The following is a 21455-nucleotide window of genomic DNA, read 5'->3' as shown; positions in this document are numbered from 1 at the left end:
AGGAGGAGAGCAAAAATGGCAAATAAAAACGAAATTTTGCGCCTGACAGAGTTGGCATATCAGGCACGGACAGACCTGTGCAAACTGTGCGGTGCGTATAGCGGCAGCATCCACATGGGCGGCGATATGTCCATGATTGATGTGCTGACAGCTCTGTTTCATCACACGATGCACGTTGGACCTGAACTGGTCGGTGACCCTGAACGCGACCGCTTTATCCTGAGTAAGGGACACGGCGCGGCATGCATGTATATCAGCATGGCGCAGAAGGGTTTCTTTGACTATAAAGAGATTTGCGATACCTATGGCAAGATTGGCAGCAAGTTTGGTCAGCATCCCTGCAAGACCCGGCTGCCGATGCTGGATGCTTCGACCGGTTCGCTGGGACATGGACTGCCGCTCGGAACGGGCATGGCAGCAGCCGCCAGACAGAAGGGTCAGAAGCACCGGGTATTCGTTGTGATGGGCGACGGCGAGACCTGTGAAGGCTCTGTTTGGGAGGCAGCGATGACTGCCCGCGCACAGCAGCTTGGCAACCTGGTCGCGATTGTAGACCGCAACTGCCAGTTTATGACCAGCTTTTCGGAGGAATCCATTGTTTTGGAGAATTACGCTGACAAGTGGCGTGCGTTCGGTTGGAACGTGATCGAGATTGCGGACGGCAACGATATGACGCAGGTGCTGGATGCGCTCGCAAAACTTCCGGAAAGCGATACGAAAACGCCGACTGTCGTGATCTCGCATACGATCAAGGGCAAGCAAATCTCCTTTATGGAGCGTCAGCTCAAGTGGCATGCCGGAAGTCTGAACGATGCCGACCTGGAGACTGCGCTGCATGATCTGGATGAATCCTTTGCCGCACAGAAGGAGGCACTGCAATGAAACAGTCATATACGATGGAGGAATTCAACTCCGCGCGCTCGGTTGTCGGTGACGCATTGTCCGCGCTGGGAAATAAGGACGAGCGGGTCTGGCTGCTGACGCCGGATATCGGCTTTGGCTGCAAGGGATTTCAGGCAGAACATCCCGACCGCTTTATTGATACAGGAATTGCTGAGCAGAACGTCGTTGGTGTGTCGGCTGGTCTGGCTTATGAAGGCAATATTCCGTATATCATCGGCATGATGCCGTTTATGAGCATGCGTGCGCTCGAGCAGGTGCGCACCGATGTCTGCTATCCGAACCTGCCGGTTCGTATCATTGCGAACTATTCCGGTCTGACCGGCAACGGCGGTTCCACTCACTATGCAATGGAGGATATGGCGCTGTATTCGTCGCTCGTGAATATGACCGTGTGTGCGGCATCCGACCCGGTACAGCTTCGTCAGATCATTGAGAAGAGCCTGGATTATCCGGGTCCGCTGTCCATCCGCATTGATCCGGGCAAGGAAAACCGTGTGCTGTATCCGGCGGATACGCAGTTTGAGATCGGTAAGGGCTTCATGGCGCGGGACGGTCAGGATATTACGGTTATCGCCTGCGGCGAAATGGTGGATTATGCGCTGCGTCTGCACGAATTGGCAGCGGAAGCCGGCATCAGCGTGCGTGTGATCGATATGTTCACGGTAAAGCCGTTGGACGAGGAGATCGTATTGAAGGCTGCGGAGGAAACCGGCCGCCTGATCGTCTGGGAAGATCATCTGATGAAGAATGGTCTGGCGAGTGCGGTTGCCGATTTGCTGACCGACCATGGTGTGCAGCTCAAATCGTTTAAGCGCTTTGGCATTCCGCAGGTATATCCGGGCTTTGGCAGCGCTGAGGAACTGTATCACGAGTACGGCTACGACCTGGATGCAGTCTTGAAATATCTGAAGAGCCTGTTTTGACATGCGGGAAGGAGATCAAAAAATGGGCGTTTATCTGTGGAATACGTTCTGCCCGACGCTGTTCGGAACCGGTGCCTCGAAAGAGGCAGGAAACAAGGCAAAAGAGCTTGGAATGCATAAGGTCATGGTTTGTACCGAACATGCACTGTGTGAGTTTAAAGTTGCAACGCAGGTCATTGATGTGCTGAAGGAGGCCGGTCTGGAGGTCTTCGTTTTTGATAAATGCAGGGCAGATGCGCCGAGCGATATCTGCGACGAAGGCGCGGCTTATGTCCGCGAGCATGGCATTGACGGCATCGTTGCGGTTGGCGGCGGCAGCACGCTGGACACGGCAAAGGCCATCGGTATCATCATCAGTCAGAACGGCACGACCATTCGTGACTACTACGGTATCGGAGAAGCGGAGCATACGATGAAGCTCATCACGCTCAGCACAACATCCGGCACGGGAAGCGAAATCTCGCAGTGGGCGGTTATCGGCGACGTGGAGACAGGCGCGAAGGAGATGCCGATCTATAAGCCGGATCTGGCGATTGTTGACCCGGTTCTGACCTATTCGTTGCCGGCAGGTCCGACGGCTGCGACTGGTATGGACGTGCTTGCGCATTGTGTGGAAGCACTTACGAATCGAAATTACAATCCTTATGGATATATTTTTGGTAAAGAAGGCATCAAGCTCACGATGAAGTGGCTTCCTGTCGCGGTGAAGGAACCGAAAAATGCCGAGGCGCGTGAGCAGATGTCTCTGGCGGCGAATCTTGGCGGTATGGCGATCTCGGCATGCGGCTGTCAGATCGGCCACAGCTTCAGTCAAACCTTTGGTGCAAAGCATCATATTCCCCATGGTCTTGGATGTGCATGGGGCCTGCCGGGCGTGATGATGTACACGGCAAAATATGGTGAGCGCCGTAATCTTGAGGAAGTTGCAGACGCGATGGGTGTAGCGTATTCTGCGGATATGGATACCATGGAACTGGCGGAGATTCTGGCTGCGAAGGTAATTGATCTGATGAAGGAACTTCAGATCAAATCCATCAAGGACTCCGGATTTACGCTCGAAGATTGCCTGCTCTCGGCGGAAAGCTTTGCACACGACGGCGCGTTTGGCAACTCGCCCGGAGCGCCCGGTATGGATGAGGTCAAGGAATATATCGAATATACCTATCAGGCATATTAAAATCCATTTGAATAATCGTATGCGGCAGAGGAAAATTGCTGGATGTACGATGGAAAATGGACACGGAATACCCGTGTGGAAGGCGGAAAGACGATGATGTAAATATAAACGCTCATCGTTGCCGCTGTTCATAAAGTCTCCTCTCTATGAAGAAGGCGTCCCATACCCTGATTGGGACGCCTCTTTTCAAAGATATCTTTGTTAATTTTTTAACATCTATGCATTGGGGCATGTCGTGAATATACAGCCTGACAAATTTGAAAGGAAGGAAGTGCGGTTAATGCCTGAAAAACTAGCTGTATTGGTCCAAAACGAACTGAATTTAAATTTAAATGAAATTTTTAGTGATGCGGTGGAACGGGGTATCCAAATTCGTCATCTCCCTCTTTATCATACACAAGATGAAAAAGAAGTCATTCGCGCAGCACGTGACTGCAACTATGTTATTGCCGGTCGGGAACCATGGAATCTGAAAACATTGGCTGCCTGCTCAAAGGATCTGAAGCTGATTGTTCGCTTTGGTGCTGGTTATGATACCGTGGATTTGATGAGTGCGACGGAATTTGGAATCGCGGTAGCAAATGCGCCGGGTGCGAATGCAAGGGCAGTCGCAGAGCATACGTTGGCACTTATGATGTCGGTGTTACGAAATGTGACACGCTATGATAGAGAACTGCGTGCGGGTGGTGTCGTTTCGAAGATGTCGCAGACATTGGAGGGAACAGTCGCTTTGGTCGGCTTTGGAAACATCGGGCAAGAGGTTGCTCGGCTTTTACAGGTGTTTCCGGTGCGTGTCATTGCGTATGACCCGTATCCGAATTATGAAAAAGCGGCAGAACTTGGCGTAGAGATCGTATCAATGAATCAGGCGATCGAACAGGCCGATATTATCAGTCTGCATTTACCCGGAACAGAGGAAATGCGGGATTTTATTGATAGTAAAACGATTTCGCAGATGAAAGATGGCGTTTATATTATCAATACCAGCCGGGGAAGCGTACTTGATGAGCAAGCACTTGCAAAAGCTCTGAAAAACGGAAAGGTAGCCGGGGCTGGTTTAGATGCGTTCAAGATCGAACCGTTTGACCAGAATTCGATTCTGAAAAGACTGCCGAATGTGGTACTTACGCCGCATGCAGCCGCAGTGAGCACGCAGGGAGTCCGTGGGGTCTTTGAATCCTGTGCAAATACGCTGTCCTGTTTCCTGCGCGGACAACCAATCGCGAGTATTTTGAATCCGCAATATCGTTTTTATAGTCGTGAATATAAAGGAGCGTAAACTGATGAAAAAGGTAAAAGTGGGCGTTGTTGGATATGGCACAATCGGACAGCGTTTGGCAGACGGTGTAAGTCAGATGGGGGATATGGAACTGGTTGGTGTTGCGAACCGTACCCCGAATCTTGGTGTGCGTGCGCTCAAGGAAAAGGGAATGCCGTATGATTTGTATATGTCCGATCCCAAGTATGCGGATGCATATGCAGAAGCCGGTGTTCCGGTATGCGGTACCTTGGAGAACCTTGCAGAGCAGTGTGATATTCTGCTGGATGCAACTCCGGCTGGTGTGGGCGCAGAAAATAAGAAGCTGTTTGAAAAAATGGGAAAACCGTGTATTTTTCAGGGCGGCGAGAAGAACGATGTAGCAGATGTATTCTTCCACGGTTGTGCAAACTATGAAAAGGGACTGGGAAAGCAGTTCCTCAAGCTGACTTCGTGCAATACGACTGGCCTGATTCGTGCCGTGGATTGTCTGGATCGTAACTGCGGCGGTGTAGAGCGGGTTGCGATCACCATCATTCGCCGTGTAGCTGACCCTGGTGATTATCATCGCGGACTGACCAACGCACTGAAAATCGACAAGGCGCCGTCTCATCAGGCACTTGATCTTATGACGATTATGCCGCATATCGAAGCAACTGGTATTCTGGTACATACGCCGGTCACGCATGGACATATTATCACGGTTACCGTGCAGGGCAAGGATAAGATCACCAAGGAGCAGGCGCTGGAAGCATTTTTGAAGCACGATCGTATCCGTGTAGTACGCATCGCAGACGGTTTCCTCGGTAATGCTTCTATGTTCAAGTATGCGCGTGACCTTGGCAACCCGCGCGGCGATATGTATGAAATTGGACTGTGGGAAGAATCTATCGTAGAATACGGGGATCAGATTATGTTTGCCATCTATATTCCGCAGGAAGCAGTCACCATTCCGGAGACCCTTGACGGTGTGCGTGCTGCACTTGAGATGCAGGACACGATGGAAGAAGCAACCCGAAAGACCAACGAATATCTGGGGATGGCAAAATGGAAATAAAAATGAATGCATTGAAGGGTCTGGAGATTGCGCGAAAAAAAATATTATTTCGTCCAGACATCAATTCTCCGATTGACCCAGTGACAAAGAAAATCGTCAATGATAATCGATTGAAGAAAAATGCGGTGACGCTGAAATATATGCTGGAAAACGGTGCCGCGGTCGCCTTGATCGCGCATCAGGGGGATACGCAGGATTATCAGAACTTAATTCCTCTGATGGAGCATGCCCAAAAACTCACTGCGCTTACTGGACATCCGGTACATTATATCGATGATGTGTGTGGTCCGGCTGCCATTGAAGCAGTGAAAAAACTACCTGCCGGCGAAGCGATTATTCTGGGGAATCTGCGTTACTTGGGCGAAGAACTTTCTACATTTTCAAATTTTGTTAAGCTGTCCCCGGAGGAAATGCAGTCGGTTTGGCATGTCCGCAAACTGGCTCCGCTGTTTGATCTGTATGTCAATGATGCCTTTTCGGCGGCTCATCGCGGAGCACCGTCTATGGTTGCCTTTCCGCATGTGTTGCCCTCGGCAGCGGGCTTTCAGTTTTTTGATGAATATGCCGCATTGTCTCAGGTCAAGGACAATGCAGAGCATCCCAGCATGTTTGTGCTGGGCGGTGCAAAGATTTCCGATGCCTTTGGTATGATGGAAACTGTTCTCAGGAATGGAACGGCTGACAAGCTTTTGACTACTGGTGTCACCGGTATCATCATGCATCTTGCCAATGGCGTGAAGTTCGGTGAACCGCAGATGAAGTTTCTGAGGGACCGCGATATGCTGAGCTTTGTAGAACCGGCAAAGAAATACTTGGCTGAGTTTTTTGATCGTTTTGTGCTGCCATGTGATTTGGCATATGAAAAAAATGGACAGCGCATCGAATGCGGTGTGGATGCATTACCGCAGGATGCACAGTTTATTGACATTGGTATGAAAACCGTTGCTGATTATCATGTATTGCTTGCTGGTGCAAAGACGATTTTTGCGAATGGTCCGGCAGGTATGTATGAAAAGGAAGGGTTTGAAGTTGGCACGCGCGGCATATGGCAGGCAATCGCAAACAGCCATGCTTATTCTGTCATCGGTGGTGGAGATACAGTTTCAAGTGCGACTAAGTTCATTGACATGACCCAAATCAGCTATGTCTGCACAGCAGGCGGCGCGATGGTTCGTTTTATGAGCGGTAAGAAACTGCCTCTTATTGAAGCAATGGAGCAGGCATACGAACGTCAAAAACTATGAAAGCTCTGAAGTGCTATACTAACGTTGTAACAGCAGTGGCTAGTAAGATATAATAAATCCAGTAGAGAAAAGAGGTAATTATCATGCCACAAAGCTACACACCTGAATTTAAGAAAAAAATAATGTTTCTGCTGTAACGCTGCGCACTACAGAGCATAACGTGTACGGTCTGCGCCATGTGTCGGAAATCTGGCGTGGCACCGAGTTGGGCTTTGATGATACGGGCATTTATAAGAAGCTTCAAGGACAGACAATCGATAGAATTACCTACTATTTGAATGATGGAACCGCCCGTTACATCAGTACCAATATTCCGGTGCACTACAGTTCCAGAGGTGCGTCCGTTTCTGTTGCAGACGCAGGAAACACTGCACTGGAAACGACGGTCACTACGGCAGACTTGCCGGATGGCTTTGTGCCGAGTTACGCCGTGACAAAGGGTGATGAGGATCTCAGTGCATTCAACTTCATGGTTGCCGATGGAAAACTAACTTGGGAAGGAACACCTGCTTTCGGCGTTTACACACTGACAGTCAGTGACGGTGGCGGAAAGTATGCGCCGGTTTCCACGACATTTGAACTGAAAACATCGGATGTCTATGCCAAATATGACGCAGAGAGGAAGGTTCTTGTCAAAGCGTCTGATGAAATTACAGACGAGCAGTTTACCGCCTATCTGAATGCAATTTCCGTGGTATCTGTTGACGGAACGGATTATGCGGCTTCCGGGAAAAACGCCGTTAAAATTATTCAGGACAACGGCGCGGTTGATATGACTGTGGCGCCTTTCAACAAGGGTGCTGGAGCGACGTACAGCATAGTTGTAAAAGCAACGGGCTATCAGGATCTGACGTTCAGCATCATAACGCCCAGAAAGAGTAGCAGCTCGTCCTCCAGTTCCACCACCACGACCAACACCGTTTCCGCGTCCACTGCGTCGAACGGTAAGGTAACGCTGGACAAGTCCACTGCCAAGAAGGGTGATACTGTAACCATCACCGTTACCCCGGACGCTGGTTACGAGCTCGGCAAGTTGACCGTAACCGATGCAAAGGGCAACACGATTGCCGTTTCCAAGAAGTTCGACAACCAGTACACGTTCACCATGCCTGACGGCAAGGTTACGGTCGTTCCGACCTTCACGAAGGTTGCAGACGAGAAGCCGTCTACCAACGGCTATGTTGATGTATCCTCCTACGCATGGTACAACGATGCAGTTCAGTACGTCGCTGACAAGGGCCTGATGAGTGGCACCGGCGACAATAAGTTCTCTCCGAACGCTTCGACGACCCGCGGTATGCTGATGACCGTTCTTGCACGCTACGCAGGCGAGGACACCACCGGCGGCGCTACTTGGTGCGAGAAGGGCATGAATTGGGCGAAGGCTAAGGGCGTATCCGATGGCACGAACCCGAATGCCGACATCACCCGTGAGCAGCTTGTCACCATGCTGTATCGCTACGCCGGTTCTCCGGCTGCAAACGGTTCGCTGGATAGCTTCTCCGATGCCGCAAGCGTCAGCAGCTACGCTGTAAACGCAATGCAGTGGGCGGTTGCGAACGGCATCGTGAACGGCTCCAACGGCAAACTGAACCCGCAGAACAACGCAACCCGCGCACAGGTTGCCGCAATCCTCATGCGTTTCTGCGAAATGAGCAAGTAAACCTCATACAGACAAAAAGCACAGCCGAAGCTGTGCTTTTTCTGTTTCTCCCCCATTTTGATCTATATATTATATCAGTAGAAGCTCCTGGGATATTCTCAGGAGCTTACTTTTTGTCAAAAAGGAGGAAGCGAAAATGTTCAACAATCAAAAATTCCTGACGCGCGGCGTGATGGCTGAGATTCCATCGTGGCTGACAAACCTCATGTGGCACATGGTGCTCACGATGGAGGTCGAGGAAAAAGACTATCTGCAAGTGTTCACCTTAACCAAAACCGCAACCGGTCAGCACATTGTCCACGAGCAGGAACAGCCGCCGTACCGTTACGAGCTCGATGTACCGTGTGACGATGCGATAAACGCGAAGGTGTTCGTCATCGACGATTTGACGCATTCTACTATGCTGCTTGCCGAAGAATATTAAGATTTACTAAACAAAATGGAGGAACAACCAATGAAAGAAACAAGAATTTGTGCAAACTGTGGTGCGGAGCACCCGATTGAAGATATGTTTGAAGTGGAGGGAGACTGGCTCTGTGAGGACTGCGCCGACCGGTTGACCGTAATCTGCGACCACTGTGCCGAGCGGGTCTACGAGGAGAACGCTGTTGAGGATGACACCCACACGCTCTGTGATCACTGCTTCGATGAGTATTACGTGCGCTGCGATGATTGCGGCCGCATTATTCATCGTGACAGCGCGTACTGGGACGGTGACGACAACGCTTACTGCGCGTCCTGCTGGGACGAGCACAGCGAGGTCATCCACGAGTACAGCTACACGCCAGACCTTGTGTTCCACGGAAAAGGTCTGCGTCATTTCGGCGTAGAGCTCGAAATTGACGACGGCGGCACGGTCAACAGCAATGCGCAGAAGCTCCTTGACATCGCGAACGCCAACGCCGAAAACCTGTACATCAAGACGGACGGCAGCCTGGATGAAGGCTTGGAACTTGTCACTCATCCGATGACGCTTGAGTACCATTTGACTGAAATGCCGTGGGCAGAAGTTCTCCGCAAGGCCCGTAGCATGGGTTATTTGAGCCACGCGGCCGGGACTTGCGGCCTTCATGTTCACATCTCCCGCTTGGCATTCGGCTGTACTTATGAGCAGCAGGAAGCCGCGATTGCTCGCTTGCTGTACTTTGTCGAAAAATTCTGGGCGGAGCTGCTGCGCTTCAGCCGCCGCACGCAGGCTCAGATGAACCGCTGGGCAGCGCGGTACGGCATCCGCCTCACCCCGTCCGAGCAGATGAACCACGCAAAGAATTCCTGCGCTGGACGTTATACGGCGGTCAATCTCACGAACGCGGATACGGTCGAAATCCGCATGTTCCGCGGTACATTGAAGCTGAATACTCTCAAAGCCACCTTGCAGATGGTCAATCATCTCGTCGAGGTGGCTGTTTCTATGTCCGACACTGCCGTGCAAGAGCTTAGCTGGTTCGATTTTCTCGACGAAATCAGAGAACCGGAGCTTATTCAGTATTTGAAGGAGCGTCGTCTTTACGTTAACGAACCTGTATCTGCAAGCGAGGAGGAGTAATATGTGCAGTTTATTCGGTTTAATCGACTTTAAGGAGTGCCTGAGTACCCATACGAAAAACAAAATCCTGAACACTCTCGCAAGAGAGTGCCAAGTTCGCGGTACGGACGCGACAGGTATTGCCTACAGCTTCAACGGCCGTCTGCGCATTTATAAGCGCCCCCTTCCCGCTCGAAAAATGAAGATTCACATTCCACACGGTGTGAACGCGGTCATGGGTCATACCCGTATGACCACACAGGGCAACGCGCAGTTCAACCAGAATAATCATCCGTTTCTCGGCAAAGTTGACGGCAGCAGCTTTGCTCTCGCGCATAATGGCGTTCTCTGGAATGACAAAGAACTCCGTATGGAAGAAAATCTCCCGATGACAAGTGTTGAAACGGACAGCTACGTTGCCGTACAGCTTCTTGAACAGCAGAAAACCCTCGACTTCGACAGCCTACAAGCTATGGCTGAAAAGGTCGAGGGTTCCTTTGTCTTTACGGTTCTAGATAAGGACAACTCCATCTGGTTCGTGGTCGGAGACAATCCGCTTTGCGTGATGTTCTATGGTGGCTTCTTGATTTACGCTTCCACTCAGGAAATACTCTGCAAAACCATCAAGAAGCTGAGACTAAAAGCGCCCACCGATATTCTGGAGCCAAAGGAGGGCGAGATTTTGAGAATCGACCGAGCAGGCCGTATCACTACCGGGGCATTTGCGCCGAGAACCAGCTATGAGCATTGGTGGCGGCGTTATTCTCCATATTACCGCGACTGCTGCACAGATACACCCGTGAACTACGATGACTTATTCAGCGTTGCAAAAGCCTTTGGTGTCTCTGCTGATGAGGTGCAGGCACTCTTGGATTACGGCTGCTCCGAGGAAGAAATCGAGGAAATGCTGTATGATCCTACTCTGTTGCACGAAATGACCGGAGAACTGCTCTACGCGTATTAAGGAAAGGAGATGTTGCTTATGATTCCGCTCGGTCCAATCTTCCAAGCCGTTGGCGCTGTTGTTGATTTAATCATTGAAGCTGTCGAAAACTTTTCTGACAACTGAAACGAGGTGAGAAGATGAACGCAGGAAAAGTCATTCTCGGTGCGCTGACTATTATCGGTCTGCTGGCCGATATCATTGACGATGACTAAACACAAAAATACCGACTCATCAAGAGCCGGTATTTTTTGAGCGTGTCGTTAGGGTATGCCCATCTGAAACAACGAAAAACTATGTCAATAGGGTCGTTTTCGGGCTTTTGAAATATGTCAAAATGTGCGGCGATCCTATTGACATAAATGAGTTTCAAAGGTATTTCTCATTGATCTTATGCAGGCAATCCTGTAAAGTTGTGCTGCCGTTATAGATAGCAAGGCACATTGCCCGTATTTCATCGGTCATCTCCAGTCCTTCCATGCGGCAGGACATGGCAATGTTATTAAGAATTTCGGTAATCTTAGTCTGTTGTATATTCGGCATAGTAAGCAATTCTCAAATTAACCGCATTTCAACTGCTCGATAAGCTTGTCAAACAGCGATACAAACTCGCTCTCAATCTGCGAGTAAATTTCCTGTGCGGTTGCATCATCATAAAGGTGCGAGGTCTGGTCGCGAGCATTCGGCAATGCAATCCACGCCTGTTCATCGTCGATCAGGCCATATGAGAACGCCTTGCGCATAGTCGCTTTCGGACTGTTTAACTCTGTAAAACCTTGGTCAAGTAAGAACTCACGAGTGGTTTTCCACGCCAGTTCGCAGGTGAACTCAAAACGCTGGATTACACCATCGCGAATGATTTTGGCCGGATTCTCTTGATACGCCTGCACGCCTTCACGCAAGCGTTCTACAGCATTGGTGAGATTTTCGAATTTCGTATTGTAACGGTCCAGCAAGCAAATCCCGTCCTTCTCTATATTTTGAAGCAATGCGGCATCGGTATGTTCGCTGACAAACACCAGATCAACCGAATACAGCGAGTCCAGATCATTTTCGACAGCATCGCTGAATTGCGCACGCTGCTGCGACGTGCAGCCCCATACCGCAAAATCGTAGTCGCTACGGGCGCGATAATCGCCGCGGGCACGCGAACCGAATAATACCAGTTTCGGCACTCCATAACGGTGCGCTAACTGTTTTACCTGTTCGATTGTCTTATCCATTAGCGTCACCGTCCTTATTATTTTCATTATACCATACTTAAAGGAGAGATACACCATGAAGATTGGATATATCCGCGTCAGCACTGAGGAGCAGAACACAGCTCGACAGGAAGTTCTGCTGCGCGAGCTCGGCGTTGACGAAGTTTTCATCGACAAGGCCAGCGGCAAGAATGCCGATCGACCAGAACTCACCCATATGATGGAGTACGTCCGCCGCGGCGATACGGTAATCGTAGAGTCGATCAGCCGCTTTGCGAGAAACACGCGCGACCTGCTTGACCTCGTGGAACGGCTGACCGAGAAACAGGTGGAATTCGTCAGCCGCAAAGAGGCTATCGACACAACCACGCCAACAGGAAAATTTATGCTCACCGTATTTGCAGCAGTCGCGGAGCTCGAACGCGAGTATATTCTCCAGCGCCAGCGCGAAGGTATCGCCATCGCCAAGGAACAGGGCAAGTACACCGGCCGTAAGCCGATGCCTCTGCCGGACAACTTCGAGCGGGTCGTTGCGCGATGGCGTGCAGGAGAGATTACCGCGGCTGAGGCCATGCGGCAGACTGGGCTGAAGCCTAATACCTTTTACCGAAGATGCTCCAAGGTTTCTTCTGCATCTCAACATATCTAAATGCGAGTGAATTCTATAAAACGAGCGCAGACATTTCTGCCTGCGCTCGTCAGATGATGTATGGGGATTTTACTGAATCAGCCATCGATAATCCTGTCGTCTGTCAATCACATATTCAACAAAGACCTGTTCTCCCTTGATCTGATAGATGAGCATATACCATTTGCCAAACACCATTTTGCTGTACCTTTCTGTTGTGAAAACGCTCGAACGCAAGATTGGATATTATACTCAAATGGCACTTTATCTTGAATCTCAGGAAAAATACAGCTGGGTCTCTCGTGATTGAGAGGCCCGGCTGCATTGTGCTTATATGTCGGCAGCGCAAAACAAGTTTTGCTCATCTATACTCCTGGATTATATTTGATCTCGCCGTCTACACGAGAGAATTTGCTGAAGAACTCCTCCCAGATACGGAAACTCATCTCAGTCATGGTCGCATGCGGCATATAGTCCACCCAAGTGAAATTCACCATCGGCGCGCCGTCGCCGCGGCGGTAGGTCAGATCGTTCCAGCGGCCATGCACCGTCCAGCCGGTCGAGAAATCGTCCGGCATCTCGGGCATCATATGGTTGATGCCACGCCAGATGCGCAGGCTGTTGCCGGTCTCGTTGTCCGCCGTTGGTTTGTTCGGCAGCAGCCAAGCCTCCTGTTCGCCGCCGAACATCCAGATCGGTACCGGAACATCTTTACGGCTTACGATCTCAGGCAGGGCACGGATATTCATATCCGGCATTTGAAAAACAATACCCGAACAGGGCGCGACCGCCGCGAATACCTCGCTCATCGCCATCGCCAGAACCTGCGTCATGACCGAGCCATGCGAATGGCCGGTCGCATAAACGCGGCTGCGGTCAATCGCATGCGCCGCGCAGGTTTTTTCCAGCATCGCGCGGAAGAACTCCAGTTCATCCGGTCCGTCCGGCGCATTGTGCATGAAGTTCCATGCCGGCAGCGGCACATTATCCGGGTCGCACGCCTGATTGCTCATCAGCATCTGTCCCGGCGTTGCCGAAGGATGCACCACAATAAAGCCATGCTTATCCGCAACCTTGTACCACTCGGAATTGCCCGCGTAGATTTCGCCTGCGCAGGTATAGCCGTGCATCGCGAATACCAACGGAACCGGCTTTTCCGGCTGCGCCTTGACCTGCTCCGGTACGTAAACATACCATTCGCGCATCCAGCCGCCGATCCCCTCGTAATGGTATTCCATACCGAGGTCGGCCACCGGGTCCTTTGTGACGCGCAGGTCGCCGCCCGGGCCGCTCATCCAGCGGCGCTGCCGGTACAGGAAGTCCTTCCAAATCCGACGCAGCAGCGGATTGGCATAATCCGCGGAAGCGCCTGCGATTGCGCTCGTACAAACGCGGAATGCCTGCTTTTCCTGATTGGGTGCGTAGGGCGGCTCCTCCGTGCGGACATATTCCATCACGTCGGGCATGATCTGGTGCCCCGTTTCCGTGATGCCGCAGGACGCGCGCCAGTAAGCCGCCGTACCATTGTCCGTCCCGGTCGGGACTTCCGGATCGTCGATCACCCATGCAGGCATCGGGATATCGCTTTTTTTGAGGTTCAGACGGTGTGTTTCGTCGATAAAGCCGTCCAGATTGGTGCAGAAATCCGCTGCCGCCGCCTTGCGGTAGTCCTCCGGCACCTCCGAGCCACCCACACTGACCACGCCTGCCCACACGGCGGGATTGTACATCGCCGCCATGTTGGCCATCACGCCGCCCTCGCGGCAGCCGGTCAGGTAAAACTTGGACTCGTGCACGCAGAACTTCAGCCGCTGTGTGCCCGCGAGATACACCTGCTCAATGTATGCTACATCGCCGTCCGGCTTGCCGTAAGGCTCGTCAAGCTGCCATTTGCCGTTTTCCGGCTCGAGAAAAAACAAGATCAGCTTTTCCTTAGTCTCCTCGGTATCCGCAATCATACGCCAACCGCTCTCACGCCACAGGTCATCCGCTGTCTTGCCGTTCTCCGGCAGAACCAACACACCTGCCGTCGAGGGGCGCGCCCCCTCCGGGATATACAGCAGATACCGGCGCGTTTTGCCGCCGACCTCAACGGTTTCCTCGAACGTGCCCTGATACAGGGGCTTGAAGGGATCCTTGGGATCTACTTCATATTGATAGTTCTGATACATTGCGATTCTCCTTGTCAGTCTGCCTGCTTGAGCATACCCTTCTGCTCCATATCCGAAATCATGCCGTCATACTGCTTGTCCAGCTTATAGGCCAGCATCAGTACTGCGATAACTGCCCATGAAAAAACGGCGCCCCAAATGTACAGGTTTTCAACCATCGCAACCGCTGAGGGGATTTCCTGCTCTAGACCGGTAAAGCCCGACATATCCATCAGCTGACCGACAATCGCGCCTGCAATACCGCCGCCAAACTTCTGACCGACCGTAGCTGCGCTAAAGATAAGGGCTTGTACGCGCACACCGGTCTTCCAGTGGCCGTAGTTGACAACGTCCGCCATCATGGTAAACACGCAGCCGAACAGGGGCGCCTTGCCAATGCCGCGCACCGCTGCGATCACAGCTACAAAGGCCGGGTTGGCCGGAACTGCCAGCAGTGTAAGCTGAGCGACCATGGTCAAAACTGCACCGGCGAGAACCAGATTGCGCTTGCCGAACTTCTTGATGAACGGCGCAAGAAACATAATAACGATGGTTCCCGGGATACCCTCCGCCAAGTTGAGCATGCCATAGTATTCTTCGTTGCCAAGGATATACTGCGAATACCAAGTCGCACAGGTGCCGTTGACCGTCTGATAAACAGCAAGGAACAGCGCGGTCAGCAGGAGCATGATAAAGTACTTATTGTGGATCAGTGCGCCAAAACGGACGCTTGCCGGCAGCTTTTCTGCTTCCTGTGCTGCCTGGGTGTTGACGCGTTCCTTAGTGCCGAAGAAGCACCACAGCAGCAGGCCGATAGCGACTACCGAGTAGATGAGCGTTACCTTAATCCACGCTGCCTGATCGCCGCCCATGCGGTTGATGATGGGCAGGGAGGCCGCAGAAACGATCATGTTGCCAATCGGCGACATCGCCATGCGGAACAGGTTGATCTTAGCCAGATCCTGCTCGTTGCTGGTCATCAGCGGAGCCATTGCGCCATACGGCAGGTTCAGTGCAGTGTAGACAACCGTTGTACACAGGTTATAGGTGATGAAAATGTAGATGGCCTGCACAGCCGCTGTTGCATTTGCGGGCAGACAGAACAGCGCTACGGCGGAAATGCCGTACGGAAGTGCCATCCAGAGAACCCACGCTCGGCCTCGTCCGTGCTTGGAATGCACCTTGTCCATGATGAGGCCGATCGCCACATCGGAAATACCGTCAAAAATGCGCGAAATCAGCATGATCATACCGACCAAAGCCGCCGATACGCTCATGACGTTGGTGTAGAAGTACGTGATCAGACCGCTGGTGAGTGCGAATACGACGTTGCATGCAACATCGCCCATGCCGTAGGAGATCTTTTCAAAGATGCTGGTTTTTACATTTGTGCTTGCATTGCTCTGCACAGTCTGTTTTGCTGATGCCATGTTTTTCTCCCCTTTTCTTTCTTGTGTGAGCGTTTTCCTGCAGGTCTGCTCATTTTCATGCTTACAGTTTACTCGCAAATACAGAGAAGAAATACAGAAAAGCCGGAATATCGCTCCCGATATTCCGGCGGTTTCTTTGTATGACTGGGGATTTTTATGCGGTATAGTTCAGTTTTTTGGTATAGCTTTGCAAAAATCATGGATTTTCACAAATGATAGTTTTATCCATCTCTCTTTTTTAACACGATCAGACGAACCTCATGAGGCTCCAGCTCCGCCTGCAGGCGCAACGTACCCACGGTATCCGTATCCCGGATTTTACAGAGCGGCTGCGCCATGTCGTTCAGGTACTTCAAATCCTCCGGTGTCATAACTCCGGGAGCTCCCATCTCGATCCAACGGTCGAAGGTCGACCCGGCCGAACGGTTGATCGTCCAGATTTCCTGCCGATATATGCCTGGATCCAAACCACACAGCTCCAATTCGATTTTAAGCCGTCCGTCGCTCTCGAACACCTTGTAGGCATCGTGCGGATCGGTCAGCTTCTGGTAGCGGTAGCGATACAGCGCATCATAATGGCAGTAATGATACAGATAGACCTGAATTGTATTTTCTGATTGGGAGACAAACCAGCCCTCACCGGAAGCAATTTTGCGTTCACCGATTCGATTCAGCATCCGCAGTGCCTGATATCCCGCCTTGGGTATGCCGTTGATGGTAAACAGACCGTATCCGCCATGAAATACGCCGCCCGGCACCAGCCATTCGTCAAGAAAGTCGGTCAGCAGCCAGTAGCCGAGATATTGCGCCTGATCGTAATTCTGCAGAGCATTTTTGATCAGCCATGCCGCCTTATAGCAGGTGTCCCCCGAAATATCACGCTGCCATAAGGTAGAGTTCCACTCCTCAACCACAATCGGGCAGTCTGCAAAGCCAATTTCCTGCCGAATACGGTCCAGCCGCTGCAGAAAGTGCAGGGTAAAACTACTGTCCTTACTCAGCACCGACGGCATCGAGGTCTGTTTAGAGGTAAAATAGAAGAAATCACTATCTTGTGCAAAGTCTTCGTGCGGGTAGCATTGCACCGTGATGAAATCCGGCGGACAGCCGTGCTCCTTTACATCGAGAAGAAATCGGCGCAGACCATCCGGTGCAAGCGAAATACCCGGAAAACAACCGGCACCTCCCAGCTTTAGTTCGGGATCGATCATTTTGATCGTTTGATAGGCTGCTTCAAACATCTTGCAATAGTCCTCGTGTGACATGACCGGCGATGTATACTGCAGTCTGCTGTAATTCATCGAAAACACGGTGAATCGCCATTTGCGCACATTCGCCAAACCGTATTTGTCAATCCAGTGCGACAAGCACGCCTGCACCAACGCCTGCCACTTTTCCGAATCATTATACATGCTGATACAGATTGCCGGATTGTCGAACATGGTATACTGCGTTTTTGCCAGCTTGGACGGCATATAACCGAGTTCCACATACGGAATCAGCCCAATCTCCTGAATAAAGTCAAACAGCAGATCCGCATAGGCAAAGTTAAACCACGGCGAACCATCCTCGTTTTCCTGATAAATATGCATATCATCATCGAAAATGCCGTGAAACCGAAGATAGGTAAAGCCAATCTCCTTCTGCGCACGGCGCAGCTGCTCCTGCACCGAGCCGATCAGACCGTCATGCGCGTAGCCGATGTTCACCAGCTGCCGCCAGCTTTGCCGAATCGGTTCTCCGTCCTGTGCCTCAGGCAGCCGAATCGTTTTTCGGATGACGGTCGGCGGGCTGTCCGAACGCAGGCTTGCGCCGTCTGCATACTGCAGAAGCTCCTGCAGCCAGTCCGAAATATCCGCTTTGGGAGGCTCTATCGTATTTGCAGGCTGTTTCAGCTGCTGGCGGTACTTGCCCGGTGTGCAGCCGTAGGCTTTCTTGAAAAAGTCGATGAACGAGTTGTCGCTCTTGAAGCCGTTGCGGTAGGCAATCTCGGTCACCGAGTCTGTGCCTTTGAGGTCGTTGACCGCATGGGACAGCCGCAGATCAACCAGATACTTGGTAAATGTGGTCCCCACATACTTTTTGAACACACGCGAGATATAGCTTTCCGACACATACAGCCGTGCTGCCGTCTCGGACAGTGAAATCGACTGATTCCACTGCGTATGGATCATTTTCAGTGCAGATTCCAGCAGTTTCAGTGTGTTGATGCTCTCTTCCGGCTGAACCGAGTCCGCTGTGGAAAACCGGCTCCACAGCAGAGAGGCCAGCGATACCGCCTGCCGCTGCAGCTCCGCCTGATTGGTCTGCTGAAAATACAGCCGGAACAGTGTCGCACACCGTCTGCGAATGTCCTGCGCGACCGAATCCTTCAGTGTGCTACGGGACAGATAGCAGTCGATCATTTGCCGCGGCGACCAGTCAGCCTTTTGCAGAATTTCGGGCGAAAGCGTGATCTGCAGCACGCCTGCATTCTCTCCACTGACAGCGCGATACAGCGTGAACGGAGATACGGCGTACACTTCAGAAGCACCGACGGTGTAGCTTTCCTGTGCAGTAGAAATCGTATACTGTCCATGCAGACCAAAAAACAGCGATACGCCTGCATCCATTGTGATCGAAATATTCTCGTGATGCAGTACACGGAATATGATATGCCCCTGATCCATTGTTCAACGCCTCCTGCCGCAGTGTCCTGCTGATAGCAACAGCATAACACAGCTTCAGCAGATTTGACAACCGAAATTGTTCGGCAGGGCAAGAATTCGTCTTGACAGAACATCGCTCTTCTGCTAATATACAATGTATTGTATATTATATAAAAATCAGGTGATATTCATGCAGTCTACCTATATTCTCTCCCGAAAGATACAGCAGCTATCAAATACCATCACACAGCGGCGCAATCGCGATCTGAAAAAACTTGATCTGACCGCCGATCAGGCAGACGCGCTTCTGTTCTTCCACGCCCACCCGGAAAGCGCCGCCGCAGACCTGAAAACACACCTTGGTGTCACGCATCAGGCGGCGCGCGCCATTGTGGAACGCATGGTGAACAAGAGCCTGCTCACCACCCGCATCTCTCCGCATGATGCACGCTACAAAACCGTGACGCTTACCGCGCAGGGTGAGGAGCTGTACGAGACCATGCAGCGCAATTGCACCGACTTCGGCGATGTGCTGCTCGATCATATCAGCGCGGCTGATCGAGATACACTGCTTGCGCTCATCACACAGACGTTGGACAATCTGAAAAACAGCTAAAGGAGAATGCACATGGAAACATCTGAAAACACCGGCAAGCGTGCCGTTTGGTACATTGTCGGTCTTAATCTGATCGCGGCGGCCGTTGTGCTGAACGTGCGCTACAACGTCGGTGTGGCGGCATTCAGCTCGGTTATGTATGCCATTTCGGAGATTTATCGCATTTCACTCGGCACCGCGTCCATCATCTGTTATCTGATTTTTGTAGTGATGCAGTGCATTCTGTCGCGCAGAATTACACTTACTTATCTGCTCGAAATCCCGCTTTCGTTCGCATTCGGCGTGCTGACCGATGTGTACGATTGGCTCATTCCTGTGCTGCCGTTCGCGCTGCCCACGCGGCTGCTTTGCTTTACGCTGACCATGTTTGTCACCGCGGCCGGCGTATTTCTGTGCGTGAAGAGCAAAATGGTGCTCACGCCGACAGACGGTATTGTGAACACCATTTCCGAAGTATTTCATCTGCGGTTTTCCGCGGTCAAGAACTCGTTTGACCTTTCTATGGTTGCGATCAGCGCCCTGCTGTGTATCATCAACCACAGCCCGTTTTACGGCATCGGTGTAGGAACCGTGCTGTCTGCGCTGATGCTCGGACGTATTATCAAGCTGTACGAAGTGCTGTAGCGCGTAAAGGCATAACGCAGATTATGTATTTCGTGTTTACACAGTGCAGATATCGCCTTCGCTCCGGTTTTTAGTTATAGATTGAATTATAAGTTTTCTTCGAAAAACTCCATAATTCCAGCTCTTAGCACTCTTCACTCCTGACCAATCTTCACGGCCGGGAGTTGTTTGTTTCTCTATATTCTTGCAATGATCTTTTGCGTCCCAATGGAAGAAATCTATATAATGTAGTAAAGGCAGGTGAGTGCGTTGTATGGTTTTATTGAAACTGCGACGAGTATTCCGTCACTGCTTTCAGCTATGAGCAAGGGCGACGCAATGAAATGGTATCAGCCGGAAACCGATTGCTATGTCAAAGCGAATCGCGTCGATCATGGGCGTGAATATCAGGATGCCATTGCAGAAGTCATTGCTTCGCGTGTTGGTGAACTGCTGCATATTCTTGTCGTGCAATATCAGCTATGCCGCATTCGTGTAGACGATGAAAAACTCCTGCTTGGTACGATTTCGCACAACTTCTGTCACAAGAACGAGAGTTATATTTCGTTTGAGACCATGGTGGAAAGTTCGGATGCGCCCATTCAATGGGCTGTTTCCGCAAAAGAAAACTATGCGCTTGTCATTGACCTGTTTCGTACGCTGACCGGGCTGGATGCACGAGACTATCTGAACACCATGCTGCTGTTTGATTTCCTGATCTGCAATGAGGATCGTCATCTGAATAATTTTGGCGTTCTCAAGGACGAAACAGATGGTTCATACCGTTTTCCACCGTTGTTTGACAACGGTTATGCACTTGGTTTCATGCAGGCGGAGCATCGTCCGGTTGAACAATATCTGTATTCCTGCAAAGCCAAACCATTCTCTACGAGCTTTTCCAAACAGCTGCACTTGGTAAATCAGCTCCCGAGCGGGATTGTCCTGCCGGACAGCATTCCGGATACCGTATTCGATGGTCTGCCGCTGTCTGCACAGATGCTCGACTATTGCCGTACGATTCTGCAGATAAGATTGCAGCAGCTAAAGGAGTATTTCGCATGAAACCTGTTGATTTCACAATCTATTGGGAAGAGACGCCCGTAGTACAGGTCTGCTATGATGAGAATAACAAGCCGCAGTTTACGGTGCTCAATCCTTCCCATTTGCCGGTGCTGCTGTTCGGCATGAACGGCAAGGCGACGCCGACGGCTGCACGGCTGGATAAATTCTTCGCCGACCGGTGTTTCCCATCCACGCGGCAGAATGCCAAAGAGCTGCTCGCCATCGCCGGACTGACGCTCTACCAGCCAAAACTGATCTGCCGCAAGACGCACGGTATTGTCGCGCACGACCACTACTGGATCCGCTATGCGGATGATCCGTCTGACCTCAGTTACGCCTCTCTGATGCAGGAGATGAGTAAGGCGGTAAAGGCTGTTCCCAGCGCCACACCATCACAGCGCCACATCGGATAAATTTGATATT

Annotated in this window: 20 protein-coding genes; 15 read left to right on the top strand and 5 right to left on the bottom strand. The window is 51.4% G+C overall.

Translation table 11 applies throughout. The annotated features are described in order from the left end of the window. Positions 1–15 precede the first annotated feature (15 nt). The 10 genes from DWZ82_RS13215 (at position 16) to DWZ82_RS13170 (ending at position 10714) form a co-directional block, all read left to right on the top strand. A complete protein-coding gene (locus tag DWZ82_RS13215; protein WP_118481188.1) occupies positions 16–882 on the top strand; it encodes a transketolase in 867 nt (288 codons plus the stop codon). Next, positions 879–1826, top strand: a complete 948-nt coding sequence (locus DWZ82_RS13210; RefSeq protein ID WP_118481187.1) for a transketolase family protein — start codon at positions 879–881, stop codon at positions 1824–1826. Before DWZ82_RS13215 ends, DWZ82_RS13210 begins: the two co-directional genes overlap by 4 nt. A 22-nt stretch (positions 1827–1848) precedes the next feature. Continuing rightward, positions 1849–3003: an iron-containing alcohol dehydrogenase gene (locus DWZ82_RS13205; protein WP_158575254.1), complete on the top strand. Its 1155-nt coding sequence runs from the start codon at positions 1849–1851 to the stop codon at positions 3001–3003. Between the two features lie 280 nt (positions 3004–3283). After that, the gene (locus tag DWZ82_RS13200; protein WP_118481185.1) at positions 3284–4282 is read left to right on the top strand and encodes a phosphoglycerate dehydrogenase; all 999 of its coding nucleotides are present in this window, start codon (positions 3284–3286) and stop codon (positions 4280–4282) included. 4 nt (positions 4283–4286) lie between these two features. After that, on the top strand, positions 4287–5318 hold the full coding sequence (locus DWZ82_RS13195) for a type II glyceraldehyde-3-phosphate dehydrogenase (RefSeq protein WP_118481184.1): 1032 nt from the start codon (positions 4287–4289) through the stop codon (positions 5316–5318). Next, the gene (locus tag DWZ82_RS13190; protein ID WP_118481183.1) at positions 5309–6562 is read left to right on the top strand and encodes a phosphoglycerate kinase; all 1254 of its coding nucleotides are present in this window, start codon (positions 5309–5311) and stop codon (positions 6560–6562) included. Before DWZ82_RS13195 ends, DWZ82_RS13190 begins: the two co-directional genes overlap by 10 nt. Before the next feature lie 160 nt (positions 6563–6722). Beyond that, positions 6723–8225: an S-layer homology domain-containing protein gene (locus tag DWZ82_RS13185; protein ID WP_118481182.1), complete on the top strand. Its 1503-nt coding sequence runs from the start codon at positions 6723–6725 to the stop codon at positions 8223–8225. A 136-nt stretch (positions 8226–8361) separates the two neighbouring features. Continuing rightward, positions 8362–8649 (top strand): DUF960 family protein, encoded by a 288-nt coding sequence (locus DWZ82_RS13180; protein WP_118481181.1) that lies wholly within the window; start codon positions 8362–8364, stop codon positions 8647–8649. Between the two features lie 30 nt (positions 8650–8679). Then, positions 8680–9771, top strand: coding sequence for an amidoligase family protein (locus tag DWZ82_RS13175; RefSeq protein ID WP_118481180.1), 1092 nt, complete (start codon positions 8680–8682; stop codon positions 9769–9771). Position 9772: 1 nt separating this feature from the next. Continuing rightward, positions 9773–10714: a class II glutamine amidotransferase gene (locus DWZ82_RS13170; RefSeq protein WP_118481179.1), complete on the top strand. Its 942-nt coding sequence runs from the start codon at positions 9773–9775 to the stop codon at positions 10712–10714. Positions 10715–11062: 348 nt separating this feature from the next. On the opposite strand, the gene DWZ82_RS15220 is transcribed toward DWZ82_RS13170, so the two are convergent. Both DWZ82_RS15220 and DWZ82_RS15000 read right to left on the bottom strand, forming a co-directional pair. Next, the gene (locus DWZ82_RS15220) at positions 11063–11236 is read right to left on the bottom strand and encodes a hypothetical protein (protein ID WP_158575252.1); all 174 of its coding nucleotides are present in this window, start codon (positions 11234–11236) and stop codon (positions 11063–11065) included. Positions 11237–11253: 17 nt separating this feature from the next. Beyond that, on the bottom strand, positions 11254–11916 hold the full coding sequence (locus DWZ82_RS15000; protein WP_158575250.1) for an HI0074 family nucleotidyltransferase substrate-binding subunit: 663 nt from the start codon (positions 11914–11916) through the stop codon (positions 11254–11256). A gap of 55 nt (positions 11917–11971) precedes the next feature. Between DWZ82_RS15000 and DWZ82_RS13155 the strand changes: the two genes are divergently transcribed. Further along, positions 11972–12544 carry a recombinase family protein gene (locus DWZ82_RS13155; protein ID WP_118481177.1) on the top strand — a complete coding sequence of 191 codons (573 nt, stop codon included), beginning with the start codon at positions 11972–11974 and terminating at the stop codon, positions 12542–12544. A 344-nt stretch (positions 12545–12888) separates the two neighbouring features. Here DWZ82_RS13155 and DWZ82_RS13150 read toward each other — a convergent pair whose 3' ends face one another. The 3 genes from DWZ82_RS13150 to DWZ82_RS13140 all read right to left on the bottom strand — a co-directional run bounded on the left by DWZ82_RS13150 (position 12889) and on the right by DWZ82_RS13140 (position 18772). Beyond that, positions 12889–14694, bottom strand: a complete 1806-nt coding sequence (locus DWZ82_RS13150; protein ID WP_118481176.1) for a PHB depolymerase family esterase — start codon at positions 14692–14694, stop codon at positions 12889–12891. A gap of 14 nt (positions 14695–14708) precedes the next feature. Further along, positions 14709–16103 (bottom strand): MFS transporter, encoded by a 1395-nt coding sequence (locus DWZ82_RS13145; RefSeq protein ID WP_118481175.1) that lies wholly within the window; start codon positions 16101–16103, stop codon positions 14709–14711. A gap of 221 nt (positions 16104–16324) precedes the next feature. Then, a complete protein-coding gene (locus tag DWZ82_RS13140; RefSeq protein ID WP_118481174.1) occupies positions 16325–18772 on the bottom strand; it encodes a GH39 family glycosyl hydrolase in 2448 nt (815 codons plus the stop codon). Between the two features lie 169 nt (positions 18773–18941). Between DWZ82_RS13140 and DWZ82_RS13135 the strand changes: the two genes are divergently transcribed. From DWZ82_RS13135 to DWZ82_RS13120, 4 genes are all read left to right on the top strand, one after another. Continuing rightward, a complete protein-coding gene (locus tag DWZ82_RS13135; protein WP_158575248.1) occupies positions 18942–19367 on the top strand; it encodes a MarR family winged helix-turn-helix transcriptional regulator in 426 nt (141 codons plus the stop codon). Between the two features lie 12 nt (positions 19368–19379). Further along, a complete protein-coding gene (locus DWZ82_RS13130; RefSeq protein WP_118481172.1) occupies positions 19380–19991 on the top strand; it encodes a YczE/YyaS/YitT family protein in 612 nt (203 codons plus the stop codon). A gap of 249 nt (positions 19992–20240) precedes the next feature. After that, on the top strand, positions 20241–21032 hold the full coding sequence (locus DWZ82_RS13125) for a hypothetical protein (RefSeq protein WP_147356941.1): 792 nt from the start codon (positions 20241–20243) through the stop codon (positions 21030–21032). After that, on the top strand, positions 21029–21445 hold the full coding sequence (locus DWZ82_RS13120; protein WP_118481170.1) for a hypothetical protein: 417 nt from the start codon (positions 21029–21031) through the stop codon (positions 21443–21445). The genes DWZ82_RS13125 and DWZ82_RS13120 overlap by 4 nt, the downstream gene beginning before the upstream one ends. The last annotated feature ends 10 nt before the right edge of the window (positions 21446–21455 follow it).

The sequence above is a fragment of the Butyricicoccus sp. AF35-5AC genome, from assembly GCF_003477715.1.
Lineage (GTDB): Bacteria > Bacillota > Clostridia > Oscillospirales > Butyricicoccaceae > Agathobaculum > Agathobaculum butyriciproducens.
This window is presented reverse-complemented; position numbering and strand designations above follow the sequence as displayed.